The organism is Acinetobacter sp. TG2027 (assembly GCF_000302435.1).
GTDB classification, from domain to species: Bacteria; Pseudomonadota; Gammaproteobacteria; order Pseudomonadales; family Moraxellaceae; genus Acinetobacter; species Acinetobacter pittii.
Genome location: NZ_AMJN01000053.1, coordinates 120,368 through 136,641, shown reverse-complemented (window position 1 = coordinate 136,641; position 16,274 = coordinate 120,368). Strand labels below are relative to the sequence as shown.

The window sequence follows — 16,274 nt, the reverse complement described above, 5'->3', positions numbered from 1 at the left end:
AGCCCAATTTAATTTCATCATCATGAACTGGGCTATTTGCTTAAAATTTGAAAGCTTTATTATTTATCCATCAACTGGCTGCTGCGGTGTATTTAAATTTAACTGATAGAAAGCAGCATCCAGCCACTGGCCAAACTTAAAACCGACTTGCTTAAAAGTACCTGCATGGATAAAGCCCATTTTTTCATGTAAACCAATACTTGCTTGATTGGTTGCATCGATACAGCCTATCAATACATGCAAATCTGCCTCTTGAGCACGCTTAATCAATTCATGCATTAAAATTTTGCTTAATCCGCCACCACGATGTTCATGATGAATGTAAATACTATGTTCGACCGTATATTTAAAGGCAGGAAAAGCTCTAAAGGTTCCCCAGCTTGCAAAACCTAATAACTTATTTGTCTCATCTACAATACCAATGACAGGAAAACCATTTTCTCTTTTAACTGCAAACCAACTTTTCATTGACTCTTCAGAGCGCGGCAAATAGTCATACAAAGCGGTAGAATTAATAATTGCTTCATTCAAAATATCTAATATAGCCTTTGCATGTGTAGCTTCATGACAATCAATTAAACGTAAATTTGGATTAGAATTTTTAATCATGAAGATTCCTTAAGAACAGAGACGAGCTCATTACATACAACTAAAATATAGCGAGCAGTTTTAGAAGAAGGATTGCTGTATATGATCGGTTGACCTAATTGCATCGCCAAACAATCACCCTCTTGTAAAGCATAAAAGTTTTCACCCAATTGAATATCGATTTGCCCCTCAATTACCCAAATCTGCTGTAATACAACCTTAGAATTTACACTTGTTTCATACGTAACTCGAGACTGAGCAGGAAATTCAATTTCAACGATTTGAAATGGAGATTTCCAATTTGGAGGGGAAACTTGACGGCGAATGTACCCTGTTTCTGGATCTTTCCATTGTGATTGTTGATTACGTCGTACCATAGGTTGAGGCGATTGAGTATTCTGTGGGCTATCAAATAGCTGAGTCAAAGGCACCCCTAAACCATTTGCCAGCTTTTCAAGGACAACAGCTGTAGGACTCGCTTCTCCTCTTTCAATGAGTGAAATTGCAGAACGGCTTACCTGACATCGACTAGCAAGAACATCTAGGGTATATCCACGCGCTAGACGTATTTCACGCACTTGCTGCGCAATGCGGATATTAATATCTTCCATCTACCGATAAAATTTAATTCCAAAATTATAGATAAGTATTCCACTAAAATAGAATTACATCAAATTATTTTAAAGATATAAATTAGTCCGATAAAAACCTAAAAATAACCATTCATCGCAGCATTCTTTAAATTACGCATGCAGAACCTTTTTGGCTATGTAACAATACTCTCTAAACTATTTATATAAGTCTTCACATGGCACTGATTATTGGTATTGACCCGGGTTCACGCTTAACAGGTTATGGAATCATTGAAAAAGATGGTAGTAAACTGCGTTTTGTTGATGCCGGTACAATCCGAACAGAAACTCAAGAAATGCCAGAACGCTTAAAACGTATTTTTGCAGGCGTTGAGCGAATTGTGAAATTTCATGGTCCAACTGAAGCTGCGGTTGAGCAAGTCTTTATGGCTCAAAACCCAGACTCTGCCTTAAAACTAGGACAAGCCCGTGGTGCTGCCATAGCCGCATTAGTGAATTTAGATTTACAAGTTGCAGAATACACTGCCCGTCAAATTAAACAGTCTGTGGTTGGTTATGGCGCTGCCGATAAAGAACAAGTCCAAATGATGGTGATGCGATTACTTAATTTGACCATTAAACCTCAATCCGACGCAGCCGATGCCCTTGCTGCTGCTATCTGCCATGCTCATGCATCGGGAAGTATGAGCAAATTGTCTGTTTTAAATGCCTTAGGTGGTATGGCACGTGGACGAAGCCGTTCTAGCAGTCGTAGACGTTAAAATTTATTGATTTACAACCTGAGTAATGGCTTGATTCATTTGGTAGGCCTGTAAACCACGCATACCTTGTTTTGCAAGTTTATCACCTGCTTGAGCATGCAGAGTCACTATCTCATGTAATGCAATACCTTTGTGAAACTGGGCTTTTAAGCTTGCAATCATTCCTGCTAACACATCTCCCATTCCACCAGTTCCCATACCAGCATTACCTTGCGTACAAATATACAAATTATCTTCTAAAATTAAGCTACCCGCTCCTTTAAGTACCCACTGGCCTGCATATTTTTGTTGTAAGGCATAAATTGCAGCAATTCGGTCATTTTCAATTTGTGCTGTAGAGCAACCAAGTAAAGTAGCAGCTTCTCCAGGATGAGGTGTGGCATAAATATGTGTATTTAACTTTTCAGGCTGTTTAGCCAGAAACCATAAAGCATCTGCATCTAAAACAACTTCTAGGCGTATACTCTGATTTAACAAATTAAACCATTGTTGGTAAATCTGCTTTGCCCAATCGTCACGGCCTAATCCCATTCCAAAGCAGACTGCATCGACCTGAGATAGAATCTCTTTAATATTGTTTTCATCTAAAGCATTAATATCACGAAGCATAATATTAGGTGCCCGCGACAAAATGGCCTGATGGTGGTTGCGATGACAAACCACTGTCACTTTGCCTGCACCCGCATGAAAGGCAGCTTCAGCAGCCATAATAACTGCACCGCCCATTTGCTCATGTCCACCCACCACTAAAACATGCCCATAACTTCCCTTATGGCCAAATGCCATACGCTGAGGAAGTTTAATGTTTGTGGGTGACAAATAAGCTAAGGGTTTCAACTCGTGGTCTATAGGAATTAAATTAATTAAATGAATTTCCCCCGCATATTCTTTTCCTTGTCCTGTAAACAATCCTGCTTTAAGACCTAAAACAGTAAAGGTATGATCAGCTCTCACTGCACAAGGTAAGACTTGCCCTGTATTTGCTTGTAATCCGCTAGGTATATCAACTGAAATTTTTAGACCAGATTGTTCATTAAATTGTTGAATAGCCTGTTGCCAATTAGTATTTAATTCACGATTTAGGCCTATGCCAAATAAAGCATCAATATGACAATCAAATGTTCTTTTAATATCAAAATCTGGATGAATTTGGGCTTTCATTTCTCTAGCAAATTGCGCTGCACAATGTAAATCGGTTGACTCACCCAATTGAGCTGCAAAGATTTCAACATGAAATCCAGCTTGTTTCAGATAAGTTGCTATAAAGTAACCATCACCTGCGTTATTGCCTTGTCCGCACCAAATAGCAATATTCTTAATAGCCCGATCTTTAAAAAGCTCAATAAGTTGCTGTGCAATTGACCAAGCCGCTTGCTGCATTAAACCTAATGAGGAGTTTTGCGCAGCAAACCAGCGCCGCTCCCATGCTCGAATATCATCGCTATGGTAAACTACCGCCTGCATATTATTATCCTCTTGCATTTTGGTTTATGACATCTTCCGACACATCACGCATTGCAGTGCAACAAATTGATCCACATGAATTAAAAGCATGGATCAAAGCTCAAGCATTAGACTTGGGTTTTGCTGATTGTGTCATCGCAAAACCAGATGCTCAAGAGCAAATGCCACGTTTTTTAGAGTATCTTGAACGTGGTTATCATGCAGATATGACTTATTTAGAAGAAAATCTAGAAAAACGAGCTGATCCAACACTATTAGTGCCTGGCACAAAAAGTATTATTTGTGTCCGCATGAATTATCTTGTGGAATCGCCAAAACCACGATATGTACCTTTAGAGCCTAATTCTGCCATTATCGCCCGCTATGCACGTGGCCGTGATTACCATAAAGTCATGCGTGGTAGATTGAAAACCCTAGCAACACGAATTCGTGAAAAAGTTGGTGACTTTGAATCTCGTCCTTTTGCAGATTCGGCACCTATTTTTGAAAAATCATTAGCTGAAAGTGCTGGAATGGGTTGGACAGGTAAACATACTTTGCTCATTCATAAAAAGTCAGGTTCTTTTTTCGTATTAGGTGAGCTATTTACATCACTCGAGCTACCTTTCGACGAGCCTGCAACAGCACATTGTGGTTCTTGTAGCGCTTGTATTGATATTTGCCCGACGCAAGCAATTGTCGAGCCTTATATGTTAGATGCAAGACGTTGTATTGCCTATTTAACTATCGAATATAAAGGAATTATTGCTGAAGAATTACGTGCAGGTATTGGAAACCGAATATTTGGTTGTGATGACTGCCAGTTAATTTGTCCTTGGAATAGCTTTGCCAAAACAGCATCTATTTCTGATTTTAATCCTAGACATGGGTTAGATAATATTAGTCTGCTTGATATCTGGCAGTGGGATGAAGCCACTTTTTTAGCCAATACGGAAGGTAGCCCTATCCGCCGGACAGGTTATCAATCATTTAAACGTAATATTGCAATCGGATTAGGAAATGCTCCTTATTCAAAAGAAATTGTAGATCAACTACAAAATGGCAAAAATTTACATGACGAAATCGTCAATGTGCATATTGATTGGGCAATTGAACAGCAACTTAATCAACTTCAGCTATCAAATTAAAAAAATGATGTTTTTTGCCCTATAGCTTTAATACGAATTCTGTATGATTATGTATAGTGAATTAATGCCATCATCATGGATATGACAATGACTCTACGTAATGATTGGAATCGTGAAGAAATCCAAGCTTTATATGAACAACCTTTTTTGGATTTAGTTTTCAAGGCTCAACAAGTACATCGTGAGCACTTCACTGCCAATTCAATTCAGGTCAGTACCCTTTTATCTATTAAAACGGGTAAATGTCCTGAAGATTGCAAATACTGCTCACAATCGGCACATTACGAATCAAAACTAGAAGCAGAAAAACGTATTGCTGTTGAAAAAGTGATTAGTGAAGCGAAAGCTGCAAAAGATTCAGGTTCTTCGCGTTTTTGTATGGGTGCTGCTTGGCGTAACCCACATGAGCGCGATATGCCTTATGTTTTAGAAATGGTACGTGAAGTTAAAGCATTAGGTATGGAAACCTGTATGACTTTAGGGATGCTTAACCAATCTCAAGCAGAACGCCTAAAAGTTGCTGGTTTAGATTACTATAACCATAATTTAGATACATCTCGTGAGTATTATTCTCACATCATTAGTACTCGTACTTTTGATGACCGTTTAAATACCCTTGATTATGTTCGTCAAGCTGGTATGAAAGTTTGTAGTGGCGGTATTGTGGGTTTAGGCGAAAGTCGTGAAGACCGAATTGGTTTATTACATGAACTAGCTACCCTACCAATTCACCCTGAATCTGTGCCAATCAATATGCTTGTTCCTATTGAAGGAACACCTTTAGCTGACGTTGAAAAGCTTGATGTAATTGAGTGGATTCGTACTATTGCTGTGGCGCGTATTATCATGCCGCATAGTTATATCCGTCTCTCTGCAGGCCGCGAATCATTAAGTGATTCAGACCAAGCATTAGCATTTATGGCTGGTGCAAACTCATTATTCTCTGGTGATAAACTACTAACCACACCAAATGCCGGTGAAGGTAAAGACCAAGCTTTATTTAATAAACTAGGTTTAACGGCTGAAAAACCAAAGCCAACAGTTGCTGATTTATCAGTAGATGCAATGAGTGCTTAACTCAAATTAGAAAATTTAAAAGCCCTGATTATTCAGGGCTTTTTTCATTTATATAGAAGTTACTAATATTCCGTAAGTAGCATTTAGAAAGGTTCCGACTCGAATAATATCCTTTCCTGCCGCATGCGTTACTGTGAATTCTTGGCTCAACACATCAAAATTAAAAGAATCAAAAACATCTTGATGGTGTAAAAGCCAAGTCACTGTATCTGCTACATTTTCATCCGCAATATAAGTTAAGGCCTTGAAGTCTTTACTCATAAATAACTCTTAAAAATAAATTTTATGAATTTTATATGAGTTCACTCTACCTTAAAAGAAAATCTAAGCTGCTTTAGGATTTACTAACGAATGACCTGATAACAGACTTGCCAAGGCTTGAGGTGTAAATTCTAAAGAAAGCACATGATTTTTGAGATTGACTGAATGCTTACTAATTAATGGAAGTAAGCCATCTTCTGTTTCAAAGACATATTCATCTGCAATATTTAAGATGCCTTCAAGGTTTGTCGTACTTGAAGCAAGATCATGGCTAAAGATGTCATAAATCGTTTGCAAGTTAAACGTTGTTTGCTGCTCCGTCGGATGCTTGATGAGATAATCCTTTAAAAATAAAACTAATTTATGAGCAAAGAAAAAGTAATTAGGTTTATAGCTATACTTCATAGTATTCATGGAACTGAACTCCAGATTATCTTTTATTGAATTACAACTAAAACAGTAGGAATTGAACCTTAAAAAATTCTTAAAAAATTAAATATATTTATAAGATACACACAAAACAATTTTATCATTTAAAAACAATTGCTTAGTAAAAAATATTAGATATATATTATCTAAATATTTTAAAATTTCATTAATTCAATAGAATACAATTACTTAGATATTACTAATTTTTAAATTCTATTTTAAATAAAAACTAATTAATTATTTTACCAAATGATAAAAAATAATTTTTTTTAATTTTTATTAATAAAAACAATTGATCAAAATATATATAAATATAATGTTTTTCTTGTTTTTTGATTGAAAAGTGATATATTTCCTTCGCCTTACTTAATCAGAATAAACTTACTGAAAAGTAATGGATTTTATTTTAAAAAGCTATTCTGGGGATTTTATGAAAAAATTTATTTTTGTGGCGGCAGTTTCTTTCTTAAATATAGCAAATGCACAAGCAGCAGATGGCACAATTACTATTAATGGTCTTGTCACGGATAATACTTGTACTATTGATACTGGAGATAAAAATTTAACAATCAATTTGCCTACTGTTTCATCTCAAACCTTAAAAAATGCTGGTGATGTAGCTGGTCGTACACCTTTTCAAATTAATTTAACGAACTGTACCGCTGCAGGTAAAGTCGCAACTTATTTTGAACCAGGCGCAACCGTTGACTTTAATACGGGTCGTTTATTAAACCAAGCAACTTCTGGTGCAGCAACAAATGTAAATATTCAATTACTTGGCAGTAATAACGCTGTAATTCCTGTACTTGCTACAAGCACAAATGAAACTCAAACGAATTCACAATGGGTAAATGTTTCAGCAGGCGGTAGTGCTGATCTTAACTATTATGCTGAATATTATGCTACAGGTGCTTCTACTGCTGGTACGGTAACATCGCAAGTAAAATACACGATCATTTATCAATAAACTTAAAATTGAAGCTTCTATTCATGAATAGAAGCTATCTCCTTCCTATTATTTGTTATTGAGAATATGACTGATGCTTTTTCGTGGTCGTAAATTTTTTTGGGGATTAGTTTGTCTGCAAGTAGCGCTCACTACTACAGGTCATGCTGAGATTGTTTTACATGGTACTCGTGTCATTTATCCTTCAAATGCCCGTGAGATCACATTACAACTGAGTAACAACGGCACGGCCCCGTCTCTTGTTCAAGCATGGATCGATGATGGAAATGCAAAGTCAACACCAGATGAAACAAATGTACCTTTCATTATTACTCCACCAATTTCAAGAGTAGAAGCAACTAAGGGGCAAACTTTAAGAATTACAGCGTTGCCTACTACATCTCAACTAAGCCAACAACAAGAATCTATTTTTTGGCTTAATGTTTTAGATATTCCTCCTAAACCTGAAGGGAGAACTCAACAAGGTCAAACCACAACAACCTCTAACAATTTTTTGCAACTCGCTGTTCGTTCGCGAATTAAATTTTTTTACCGCCCTATAGATCTAAAAGAAAATATTGATCAACTAAGTGACAAAGTCGAGTGGAAAATAAATGATCAATATCTAATGATAAAAAATCCGACACCTTTTTTTCTTACTATTACCTCCATTTTTCAAGGAAGTGAAAGCCATAAAACAGACTTATTGCAACAAGGCTTAATGATTGCCCCTTATTCAGAGGATAAAATTAAACTAAAAAATAAAAACTTAGCAGATATGAGCTTTGTGTATATCAATGATTACGGTGGACGAGTTGAGCACCCAATAAAATTCTAACCTCATTGTATTTCTTAAGAAAATTTAAAACCTATCATGAGTAGGCTCTAGAACTATGTCTAAATGGTTTATACCTTATATATGTTTAAAAAGCCCCTTTACTTGGTATGTCGTCTCAAGTATTACGCTATTCATGCCTATGGCTATATATGCTGAAAATACTACTGATGTTCCACATTTTACAAAGGCTGAATTTGATAGCAATTTCTTAGTAGGTAATGCACAAAAAATTGATATAGCTCGCTTCAAATACGGAAACCCGATCTTGCCTGGTGAATATAGCTTAGATGTTTATATTAATGGTCAATGGCTGGGTAAACGGCGTATGCGATTTACTGCCTCAGCTCCTAACGCAAATGCTGAAACATGTTTTACAGAAGCCACGTTACTTGAATATGGCGTAAAAGCTAATGTTCTAAGTCAACATGACTCTACTTCGTCTCTTTCATGTAAAGCTCTCGCTTCATGGATAGATAGTGCTTTTTATGTATTTGATAGTTCCCGTTTAAGAATTGATATTTCGCTCCCGCAAGTCGTCTTAGAAAAAAATGCGCAAGGTTACATCGATCCGCATTTGTGGGATCGCGGTATTAATGCAGCTTTTTTAAGCTATAACGCCACAGCATATCGAATAGTCAATGAACAACATGAAAATAGTTATGCTTTTATGGGAACCAATCTTGGAGCAAATTTAGCAAGTTGGCAGTTTCGCCATAATGGACAATGGAAATGGCAAAGCCAATCTAATTCTCAATCTAATAATTCTTCTTATACCTCGACAAATACATATATACAAAAAGCGTTTCCCGATATTCACGGTGTTGTGACTTTAGGAGATTATTTTACTAATAGCGATTTTATTGACTCTCTACCCTATCGTGGAATGAATATTTCAAGTGATGACAGAATGCTTCCAAATAGTAGGCTCGGTTATGCTCCAAGAGTTCGAGGTTATACCAAAACCAATGCAAAAGTCGAAGTTAGACAACAAGGTAATTTAATTTACCAAACCACAGTCCCACCAGGAAACTTTGAAATTAATGATCTCTATCCCACAGGATTTGGAGGTGAGTTACAAGTTTCGGTACTTGAATCTAATGGAGAAGTTCAAAGATATTCTATTCCATATACTTCTGTCATTGAAATGCTACGTCCTCAAATGAGCCGATATTCATTCACCTTAGGACAATTTCGAGACCCAAACATTAATTTAACCCCATGGCTAATACAGGGTAAATATCAACGTGGAATCAATAATTACCTTACAACTTATAGCGCAATTCAAGGAACGCAGCAGTATTTCTCTGTATTGTTAGGTACAGCTTTTTCAACGCCTATTGGCGCTATTTCTTTTGATGCAACACATTCAAATGCCAATTTTTCTTATCAACCTAAAATGACAGGGCAAAGTTATCGTCTAAGTTACAATAAGTTATTTTCTCCAACGCATACTAACTTAACACTAGCAACTTATCGTTATTCAACACAAAACTATCTCAAACTACGTGATGCAATTTTGATTCGGGACTTACAAGAGCAAAACATTGATAGTTTTTCGGTAGGTAAGCAAAAAAGTGAATTTCAGATTAATTTAAATCAAGCTCTTCCAAACCAAAGGGGAAATTTCTATTTAGTAGGTTCGTGGACAAACTATTGGAACCAGCCTACTACTAATAAGCAATTCCAATTAGGTTATAGCAACCAATTTAAAGATTTAACTTATAGTTTCTCTGCAATTAATAGTGAAACTATTGAAGCTGGTGGGCGAGCTAACCAAGATACTCAATACCTCATTTCTCTATCCTTTCCCTTAGATTTTAAGAAAAGCTCTTTAAATTTTAATAGTCTTATAAGTGAAGATAGCCAAATTCTGAGTTTTAGCGGTTTTACAGGAAACCGGTTGAATTACGGCGCATCAATTTCCAGTCAAAACCATGGGCAAACGAATCTCAATATCAATGGTAACTATAAGACAAACTACACAACATTAGGTGCTTCATTTAGTTACGCTGACTCATATCAACAAGAAATGCTTAACTTGAGTGGCAGTATCGTTGCTCACTCCCAAGGAATTCTGTTTGGTCCAGATCAAGCTCAAACAATGGTTTTAGTTTATGCCCCAGATGCAACAGGAGCACAAGTCGGTAATACACCAGGCCTCAGCATAAACAAAAAGGGATATGCGGTTATCCCCTATGTTACGCCTTACCATATGAATGACATTAGCCTTGATCCGCAAAACATGTCCACACAGGTTGAGCTAGCTGAAAGTAGCTTACGTATTGCTCCCTATGCAGGCTCAATCACTAAAGTTCAATTCACAACAAAAAAAGGTTACGCACTTTTTATCAGCCCAACCACTTTAGATGGCTCACATTTACCTTTTGCCGCACAGGTATATAACCAAAATAACGAAGTGATAGGTATTGTTGCGCAAGGCAGCCGTATTTATTTACGAACTCCCTTAACCCATGACCGTTTATATGTGAAATGGGGAGAAAGGAATACTGAAAAATGCGAACTTGAATACGATATCACGGATCAAATAAAGCACAACAATCAATCAATTATTATGACAAAGGCAGTCTGTAAATGAATAAGATTTTAAAAAAATTTGGATTTTTGACAATGAGTCTATTTGCTTATAGCCATACAAATGCAAATTGTAATTTAAGTAAGGGATTTACCACCGTCGATATCCCGATGAACATTGGTAAAATCGTCGTAAAACCGACTGACCCTATAGGGACTATCTTACAAAGGAATACTTTTACGATTTCTCCCAATAATTCCACTGCAACATGTAGTCGTGCTAGTGATCAAATTATTGCGGCTCTCCCCTTAAATTATCCAGTTAGCCCAATAGGTAATAATGTATATGCAACCAATATTCCCGGTATTGGTATTCGTCTTTATCGTGAAGCAGCAGATGCTTCAGATTTTTCTGGGTATTATCCATATAGACGTACTTTAACCCCAAATACTGCATATACCCTTTCACCGGGATATTTTGTTATGGAAGTTATTAAAACATCCATGACCACAGGTTCTGGAGCATTAGTGGCAGGACGTTACAGCACCTATTATGTATCAGGTCAACAAAACCGACCATTTTTAACTACTACAGTATTAAGTAATGCTCCTATTCTGATCGCGTCTTCATCGTGTGAAATTCAAAATGGTGTAGATATACCTATTCAACTCCCGACTGTTACAAAGTCAGGTTTTAAAGCGATTGGTTCAACACAAGGTGAGCAGAGTTTTAATCTATCGATTTTATGTAACGGCGGTGAAAATAACTCGGGTATAGCAACAAGTAACACCATCAGCTTAAGTTTTGACTATAATTCTGATCCCAAAAATAATCAGGTCATTAATAATAGTGCAGCAAACTTAACCAAAGCCAATGGTGTGGGTGTAGAACTATTATGGAATATGAATGGTGCCACTACCCCAATTCAAAAAACAATAAAACAAAATGTAGGCACAGTCAGCTCTAATCAGACTATAGAGTACGATATCCCCTTAACTGCTCGTTACTATCAAACAGCGGCTAATGTAAGCGCGGGTGAGGTTACGGCAACAGCAACTGTAACTATTCAATATGATTAATTTATCTCTAAAAATTTATTAAAAATAATTAAGCTTAGCTCAGCTAAATAATCTTAAAATTTAACGCTTCAAAAATTTTGTAGTTATATTAAAAAGTCACATAAAAAAATGCTCATAAGCAAAAATAGCAAATGAGCATTAGTGATAACCACTTAACCTGAAATACAAATTGTGGGAAATAGATCACAATTTGCATAACTATAATTCCAAAATTTAGCTTAAAAATCAAGTCTTTTTTTTAACAAAAATTTAAATAACCACAGTAAACTATTGTTTTATATTAATTAAAAAATTAAATTTATTTTTTACATTCCTATTTTATAGTGTTTCTAAAGAATTATCATTCTATTAATTAATAAAAACTTAATTTTAAGAAAAAATGAAAGAAATTGATTTATATGACCTAAAAATAATTTATTTATTTTTCAAAAGCTTAATAAAAAACGAATTTTATTAAATTATAAAGAATTACATAATCTATAATAAAAAAAACATAAATAAATTTAGAAATCCCCTTCAATTACAAACAATATTCTTAGGCTTTTATCAGACGTAACATGCTCATTTTTTGGAAAATATTATGTATTGTTTTACTAGGTCTAGGAGCTACAAGTATAGGTTACGCGATCAGTAAAATTGATCTTTTTCTTTTCCTCATAGGGCTACTTTTACTTATATCTTTTATTTTAGCTTTAAAACAGGCACGTGAAGATGCAGGCTTTTTTTCTGATCAATGAAATTTATAGGTAAGAATATCGTATTAACAATAAATTCATGATTGAATGCATTGTACAACTTTCTAGATATTTATAAAAAATATGTCAAAAAATTCTTCCGATGCTGGAATTTTTTTATGGATGACTTATCAAACTATGCAGCAAATGGGATTAGATGCAGCATCTATTTTTGCAAGTGTAAATTTACCCAATCAACCGCCCGATAAAAATATTCGTAGAGACAATTCTACTCAACATCGATTTTGGACAGCGGCAGAAGAAATAAGTGAAGATCCTGATATTGGTTTGCATGTAGGTAGTCAAATGCCTGCTTTCAGAGGTTTAGTTATTGAATATTTATTTTTAAGTAGTTCTACTTTCGGTGAAGGTTTACAACGTGCTTTAAGATATCAGGACCTGTTAACCGATGTATTTAATCTTTCTTTAATTGTTGAAAAAGATATCGCGTTATTAGTAGGTTTTGAACACCCTGTAAGACATTATCTTGAATGTGGTATCGGTATTTTTCTTAATTTTTTTAAATATATTACAAATAACGAGTTTAGACCTAGCCAAATTACATTACCTTATCAACAAGGTGCTTCAGCTAATAATTATCAAGAAGCTTGGAAATGCTCGGTAATTTTAAACCAAAAACAAGGCGCTATAATTTTTCCTAGTACATTATTGAATAAAGCATCACCAGCGGCTGAACCTGAATTATTAAAAATTCATGAAACAATTGCTGAACAGCAACTATCAAACTTAGAAAAGCATCAACTTGTTTATGCGATTGAGCGCTTGCTCAGCAATGGTTTACTTGAATCTGGTCAATTCGATCAAAAATTTATTGCTGAACAATTAAATCGTAACCCACGTACCCTTCGAGCTGATTTACAAGCAATTAATACTAATTACGAGAAAATTTTAAACCAGCATCGAGAGAAGCTTGCACGACGTTTACTTGCAAACACCAAAGAAACTCTTGATCAAATTGTTTATTTAACTGGCTTTTCTGAACCCTCTGCATTTACACGAGCTTTTAAACGTTGGACTGGTGAAACTCCAAGCGCATATCGCCAACGCAAACAAAAGCAATAAAATTGATTTTATAGGCAGTTCCTGGACTGCCTATGGAGTCAAAGCGATAAAACTTTCTTATTTTACAATGCATTTAAATTATGATTCATGAGAAGTAATTAGTATGCTCGGGTTTCCTGTCGGTATTTTTGTTGCAAATGGCCTTGAATGGTACTTCCATAAAGTTTGGTTACACGAATATCCAACCAAGTATCGTAACAGCCCTTTTTTTACTCATATTGCTCATCATAAACGTGCTCGCTTAAATAATTTTCATGATGAAGGTTATGCAGAATCAATGTTCAAAAATGCAGAAATTTATAATGAAAAAACAGCATTAATTAGTTTAGCTGGTGTTGCAACAGTATTCTTACCAGTAGCGCCCTTTTTTACAGCTGGGCTTTATTATGGCTTATGGAATTATTGGCGTGTACATTCAAAAGCCCATTTAGACCCTGAATATGCTAAGAAACGCATCCCTTGGCACTATGATCATCATATGACAAGCAATCAAAATGCTAATTGGTGCGTTACCAAACCATGGTTTGACTATATTATGGGAACTAGGATCAAAACCGAAGTATCTCAAACCGAAAGTAACCCCTTAGGTATCAAATTACCTAAGTTGATAGAAAAACCAATTAATTTTGCTGCTCGACGCATACTTGCCAAATCGTATGCCAAAATTGATTTAAACTCCGATCAGGACCAATCTAATTTACGTAGAGGAATAGAAATCAGTCTGGCTTAAAATTTATCTCAATATAAAAGCTGCGGACTCCAGCAGCTTTTTAAATGAATGCAGTTAATAGCTTAGACTTTAAATGGCTCAAAACAAGACATAAGAAAGTCCATTACTAGTCGTATTGCAGGGATATGCCGTAAATCTTCGTGTGTGACTAACCATATTTCAGCACTCATCGGATAATCATCTTGTAATCTGACCAAATTGCTAATAGCTCCTAAAAAATCTGGTAAGACCGCTAAACCAATTTCTCCACATGCAGCTCTCCACTGTAACTCGGGATTATTGGTAACCATTATCGGTTCTTTATGATTTAACCTTTCTTTTAACTTTTGCTGTTTTTGACCATGCACTCCCCCCACTTCTACACTAATCCAATCATAATTTTCAGGATCTGTTGAAGCTAAATAATTTGGACCTGCATATATTCCAAAAGGTATTTCACCTACTTTTCGAGCAACTAAATTTTCATCCTTAGGACGTCCAAATCGTACCGCAATATCGGCCTCACTATGCTGTAAAGAAACATAATGAACATCACCGAGCACCCGTAATTTTAATTGCGGATAATGGCGATAAAATTTACCCAAATGAGGCATGATGAGATGTGCAGCAGTTAAGGGAGGCATACTAATAGAGACACTTCCCATTACTTCTTGCTGACCTGCTTGAGTTAAACGTTCAATAGAAAAAGTTTCTTCCATCATACGAGCAACTACTTGTGCAAGACGTTCTCCGTCAGGAGTCAGAATGTATGTCCGTGGCCTACGATCAACTAATTTAAGTTTTAAATTTTGTTCTAGCTGGGCAATTCTTCTAGATACAGTTGCATGATCTACTCCCAATTTTCTGGCAGCAGCAGAAAGTGACTTTTCTTCTGTAAAAACTGAAAAGTAATGCAAATTTTCCCAATCAATCATTGTGCAAATTTTCACATTAGCAGTGTATTAATATGGAATTGTACACCTTTATAGATTTGTCGAGAATAAAACCTTTCTTAATGGGAGCCTGTCCATGAACAGAACGGTGGCTTATGCCTATGCTGGTGTTGTCTTAACGATGTTTTTTTGGGGATCAGCATTTAATGCAATGTCTTATATTATTCAACATATGCCCCCGTTATCTGGTGCGTCTGAACGTTTTTTTATTGCAAGTCTAGGCTTACTCTTAATCTTTTCAATAACAGGCCAGCTTAGATGGGCAGCCTTAAGACAGAATCTAGCTATCTATCTGATTATTGGTATTATCGGAATTGCGGGATTTAACATTGGCTGTTTTTATGGACTTCAAACCACCTCAGCTGTTAACGGTGCTTTAATTATGGCAACTACGCCATTAATGACTCTATTAATGACAATCCTTTTAGATGGTGAAAAACTTACTACTAATAAATTCTTAGGCGTTTTATTTGGCTTAAGTGGCGTGTTACTGGTGATTAGTCAGGGACATATAACGACTTTGCTGCACCTCAAAATAGACATTGGAGATCTATTTATATTATTGGGTGCATTTGGATTTTGTCTTGCAAATGTACTGTCTCGCCGTTATGTAAAAAATGCTACTCCCTTAGAAACAACAACTTTTTCTATGCTGGTCGGGGCAATAACACTTGGTCTATTGAGTGTGATATTTGAAGATCCTCTTACAGCAATTGCATCTGCACCTTTAAATGCACATTTAGCCATGGGATATGTTGTTATCTGCTCTACCATGATTGCTTATCTATTCTGGTTTAATGGCATACAAAAGTTAGGTGCTGGTCGTGCTTCTGTCTTTTTTAACTTTGTGCCAGTGTTCAGTATGATAATTGCTCTACTTACTGGACAAGCCCTCAATATCTGGCAGTTAGTAGGAACAGTTTTAGTAATGCTTGGTGTAATGAGTAGCGGAGGATTTTTTAAAATTAAAAGCACCCCACTTATGGCAAAACATTGTACAAAATAAGAAATATGCTGCTACATTAAAAATTTATCCTTAATATGTAGCAGCATTTTCAAATATAAAAATTATTCCTCAATAATTTCTTTAAATTCTTAT

17 protein-coding genes are annotated in these 16,274 nt (G+C 35.8%); 11 read left to right on the top strand and 6 right to left on the bottom strand.

Annotated elements, in window-relative coordinates; genetic code table 11:
• Positions 1-63: 63 nt before the first annotated feature.
• Positions 64-609 (bottom strand): GNAT family N-acetyltransferase, encoded by a 546-nt coding sequence (locus B806_RS0114755; RefSeq protein WP_017386797.1) that lies wholly within the window; start codon positions 607-609, stop codon positions 64-66.
• Positions 606-1,199 (bottom strand): XRE family transcriptional regulator, encoded by a 594-nt coding sequence (locus tag B806_RS0114750; protein WP_017386796.1) that lies wholly within the window; start codon positions 1,197-1,199, stop codon positions 606-608. The genes B806_RS0114755 and B806_RS0114750 overlap by 4 nt, the downstream gene beginning before the upstream one ends.
• 197 nt (positions 1,200-1,396) lie before the next feature.
• Between B806_RS0114750 and ruvC the strand changes: the two genes are divergently transcribed.
• Positions 1,397-1,942, top strand: a complete 546-nt coding sequence (ruvC, locus tag B806_RS0114745; RefSeq protein WP_002121356.1) for a crossover junction endodeoxyribonuclease RuvC — start codon at positions 1,397-1,399, stop codon at positions 1,940-1,942.
• Positions 1,943-1,945: 3 nt separating this feature from the next.
• On the opposite strand, the gene B806_RS0114740 is transcribed toward ruvC, so the two are convergent.
• Positions 1,946-3,406, bottom strand: a complete 1,461-nt coding sequence (locus B806_RS0114740) for a bifunctional ADP-dependent NAD(P)H-hydrate dehydratase/NAD(P)H-hydrate epimerase (protein ID WP_017386795.1) — start codon at positions 3,404-3,406, stop codon at positions 1,946-1,948.
• Between the two features lie 26 nt (positions 3,407-3,432).
• On the opposite strand from B806_RS0114740, the gene queG reads away from it, so the two are divergent.
• Both queG and bioB read left to right on the top strand, forming a co-directional pair.
• Positions 3,433-4,533: a tRNA epoxyqueuosine(34) reductase QueG gene (gene queG, locus B806_RS0114735; RefSeq protein ID WP_005076330.1), complete on the top strand. Its 1,101-nt coding sequence runs from the start codon at positions 3,433-3,435 to the stop codon at positions 4,531-4,533.
• Positions 4,534-4,620: 87 nt separating this feature from the next.
• Complete coding sequence (gene bioB / locus B806_RS0114730; RefSeq protein ID WP_005069622.1) at positions 4,621-5,610, top strand: biotin synthase BioB; 990 nt, start codon at positions 4,621-4,623, stop codon at positions 5,608-5,610.
• A 48-nt stretch (positions 5,611-5,658) separates the two neighbouring features.
• Here the strand turns inward: bioB and B806_RS0114725 are convergent, their stop codons facing one another.
• Both B806_RS0114725 and B806_RS0114720 read right to left on the bottom strand, forming a co-directional pair.
• Positions 5,659-5,871 (bottom strand): hypothetical protein, encoded by a 213-nt coding sequence (locus B806_RS0114725; protein ID WP_002121471.1) that lies wholly within the window; start codon positions 5,869-5,871, stop codon positions 5,659-5,661.
• Between the two features lie 63 nt (positions 5,872-5,934).
• Positions 5,935-6,285, bottom strand: a complete 351-nt coding sequence (locus B806_RS0114720; protein WP_017386793.1) for a hypothetical protein — start codon at positions 6,283-6,285, stop codon at positions 5,935-5,937.
• 409 nt (positions 6,286-6,694) lie between these two features.
• Here B806_RS0114720 and B806_RS0114715 point away from each other — a divergent pair, with 409 nt between their 5' ends.
• The 7 genes from B806_RS0114715 to B806_RS0114685 all read left to right on the top strand — a co-directional run bounded on the left by B806_RS0114715 (position 6,695) and on the right by B806_RS0114685 (position 14,243).
• Positions 6,695-7,267 (top strand): fimbrial protein, encoded by a 573-nt coding sequence (locus B806_RS0114715; protein ID WP_005076339.1) that lies wholly within the window; start codon positions 6,695-6,697, stop codon positions 7,265-7,267.
• Positions 7,268-7,340: 73 nt separating this feature from the next.
• Complete coding sequence (locus B806_RS0114710) at positions 7,341-8,084, top strand: fimbria/pilus periplasmic chaperone (RefSeq protein ID WP_017403195.1); 744 nt, start codon at positions 7,341-7,343, stop codon at positions 8,082-8,084.
• A gap of 139 nt (positions 8,085-8,223) precedes the next feature.
• Positions 8,224-10,680: a fimbria/pilus outer membrane usher protein gene (locus tag B806_RS0114705; protein ID WP_080752675.1), complete on the top strand. Its 2,457-nt coding sequence runs from the start codon at positions 8,224-8,226 to the stop codon at positions 10,678-10,680.
• On the top strand, positions 10,677-11,696 hold the full coding sequence (locus tag B806_RS0114700) for a fimbrial protein (RefSeq protein ID WP_017386790.1): 1,020 nt from the start codon (positions 10,677-10,679) through the stop codon (positions 11,694-11,696). The genes B806_RS0114705 and B806_RS0114700 overlap by 4 nt, the downstream gene beginning before the upstream one ends.
• A gap of 557 nt (positions 11,697-12,253) precedes the next feature.
• Entirely contained in the window at positions 12,254-12,433 is a 180-nt protein-coding gene (locus B806_RS19950; protein ID WP_017386789.1) for a hypothetical protein, read from the top strand.
• Positions 12,434-12,514: 81 nt separating this feature from the next.
• On the top strand, positions 12,515-13,513 hold the full coding sequence (locus B806_RS0114690) for an AraC family transcriptional regulator (RefSeq protein WP_017386788.1): 999 nt from the start codon (positions 12,515-12,517) through the stop codon (positions 13,511-13,513).
• Positions 13,514-13,616: 103 nt separating this feature from the next.
• Entirely contained in the window at positions 13,617-14,243 is a 627-nt protein-coding gene (locus tag B806_RS0114685) for a sterol desaturase family protein (protein ID WP_017386787.1), read from the top strand.
• Positions 14,244-14,305: 62 nt separating this feature from the next.
• Here the strand turns inward: B806_RS0114685 and B806_RS0114680 are convergent, their stop codons facing one another.
• The gene (locus B806_RS0114680; protein WP_017386786.1) at positions 14,306-15,157 is read right to left on the bottom strand and encodes a LysR family transcriptional regulator; all 852 of its coding nucleotides are present in this window, start codon (positions 15,155-15,157) and stop codon (positions 14,306-14,308) included.
• A gap of 94 nt (positions 15,158-15,251) precedes the next feature.
• On the opposite strand from B806_RS0114680, the gene B806_RS0114675 reads away from it, so the two are divergent.
• Positions 15,252-16,181, top strand: a complete 930-nt coding sequence (locus B806_RS0114675; protein ID WP_017403193.1) for a DMT family transporter — start codon at positions 15,252-15,254, stop codon at positions 16,179-16,181.
• The last annotated feature ends 93 nt before the right edge of the window (positions 16,182-16,274 follow it).

Excerpts from the sequence above, each read along its gene's own strand:
- B806_RS0114720 (WP_017386793.1), bottom strand. The coding sequence starts at position 6,285 with ATGAATACTATGAAGTATAGCTATAAACCTAATTACTTTTTCTTTGCT.
- B806_RS0114710 (WP_017403195.1), top strand. The coding sequence starts at position 7,341 with ATGCTTTTTCGTGGTCGTAAATTTTTTTGGGGATTAGTTTGTCTGCAA.
- B806_RS0114715 (WP_005076339.1), top strand. The coding sequence starts at position 6,695 with ATGGATTTTATTTTAAAAAGCTATTCTGGGGATTTTATGAAAAAATTT.
- B806_RS0114740 (WP_017386795.1), bottom strand. The coding sequence starts at position 3,406 with ATGCAGGCGGTAGTTTACCATAGCGATGATATTCGAGCATGGGAGCGG.
- B806_RS19950 (WP_017386789.1), top strand. The coding sequence starts at position 12,254 with ATGCTCATTTTTTGGAAAATATTATGTATTGTTTTACTAGGTCTAGGA.
- B806_RS0114675 (WP_017403193.1), top strand. The coding sequence starts at position 15,252 with ATGAACAGAACGGTGGCTTATGCCTATGCTGGTGTTGTCTTAACGATG.
- B806_RS0114700 (WP_017386790.1), top strand. The coding sequence starts at position 10,677 with ATGAATAAGATTTTAAAAAAATTTGGATTTTTGACAATGAGTCTATTT.
- B806_RS0114685 (WP_017386787.1), top strand. The coding sequence starts at position 13,617 with ATGCTCGGGTTTCCTGTCGGTATTTTTGTTGCAAATGGCCTTGAATGG.
- B806_RS0114725 (WP_002121471.1), bottom strand. The coding sequence starts at position 5,871 with ATGAGTAAAGACTTCAAGGCCTTAACTTATATTGCGGATGAAAATGTA.
- B806_RS0114705 (WP_080752675.1), top strand. The coding sequence starts at position 8,224 with ATGGCTATATATGCTGAAAATACTACTGATGTTCCACATTTTACAAAG.
- B806_RS0114680 (WP_017386786.1), bottom strand. The coding sequence starts at position 15,157 with ATGATTGATTGGGAAAATTTGCATTACTTTTCAGTTTTTACAGAAGAA.
- bioB (WP_005069622.1), top strand. The coding sequence starts at position 4,621 with ATGACTCTACGTAATGATTGGAATCGTGAAGAAATCCAAGCTTTATAT.
- queG (WP_005076330.1), top strand. The coding sequence starts at position 3,433 with ATGACATCTTCCGACACATCACGCATTGCAGTGCAACAAATTGATCCA.
- B806_RS0114690 (WP_017386788.1), top strand. The coding sequence starts at position 12,515 with ATGTCAAAAAATTCTTCCGATGCTGGAATTTTTTTATGGATGACTTAT.
- ruvC (WP_002121356.1), top strand. The coding sequence starts at position 1,397 with ATGGCACTGATTATTGGTATTGACCCGGGTTCACGCTTAACAGGTTAT.
- B806_RS0114755 (WP_017386797.1), bottom strand. The coding sequence starts at position 609 with ATGATTAAAAATTCTAATCCAAATTTACGTTTAATTGATTGTCATGAA.
- B806_RS0114750 (WP_017386796.1), bottom strand. The coding sequence starts at position 1,199 with ATGGAAGATATTAATATCCGCATTGCGCAGCAAGTGCGTGAAATACGT.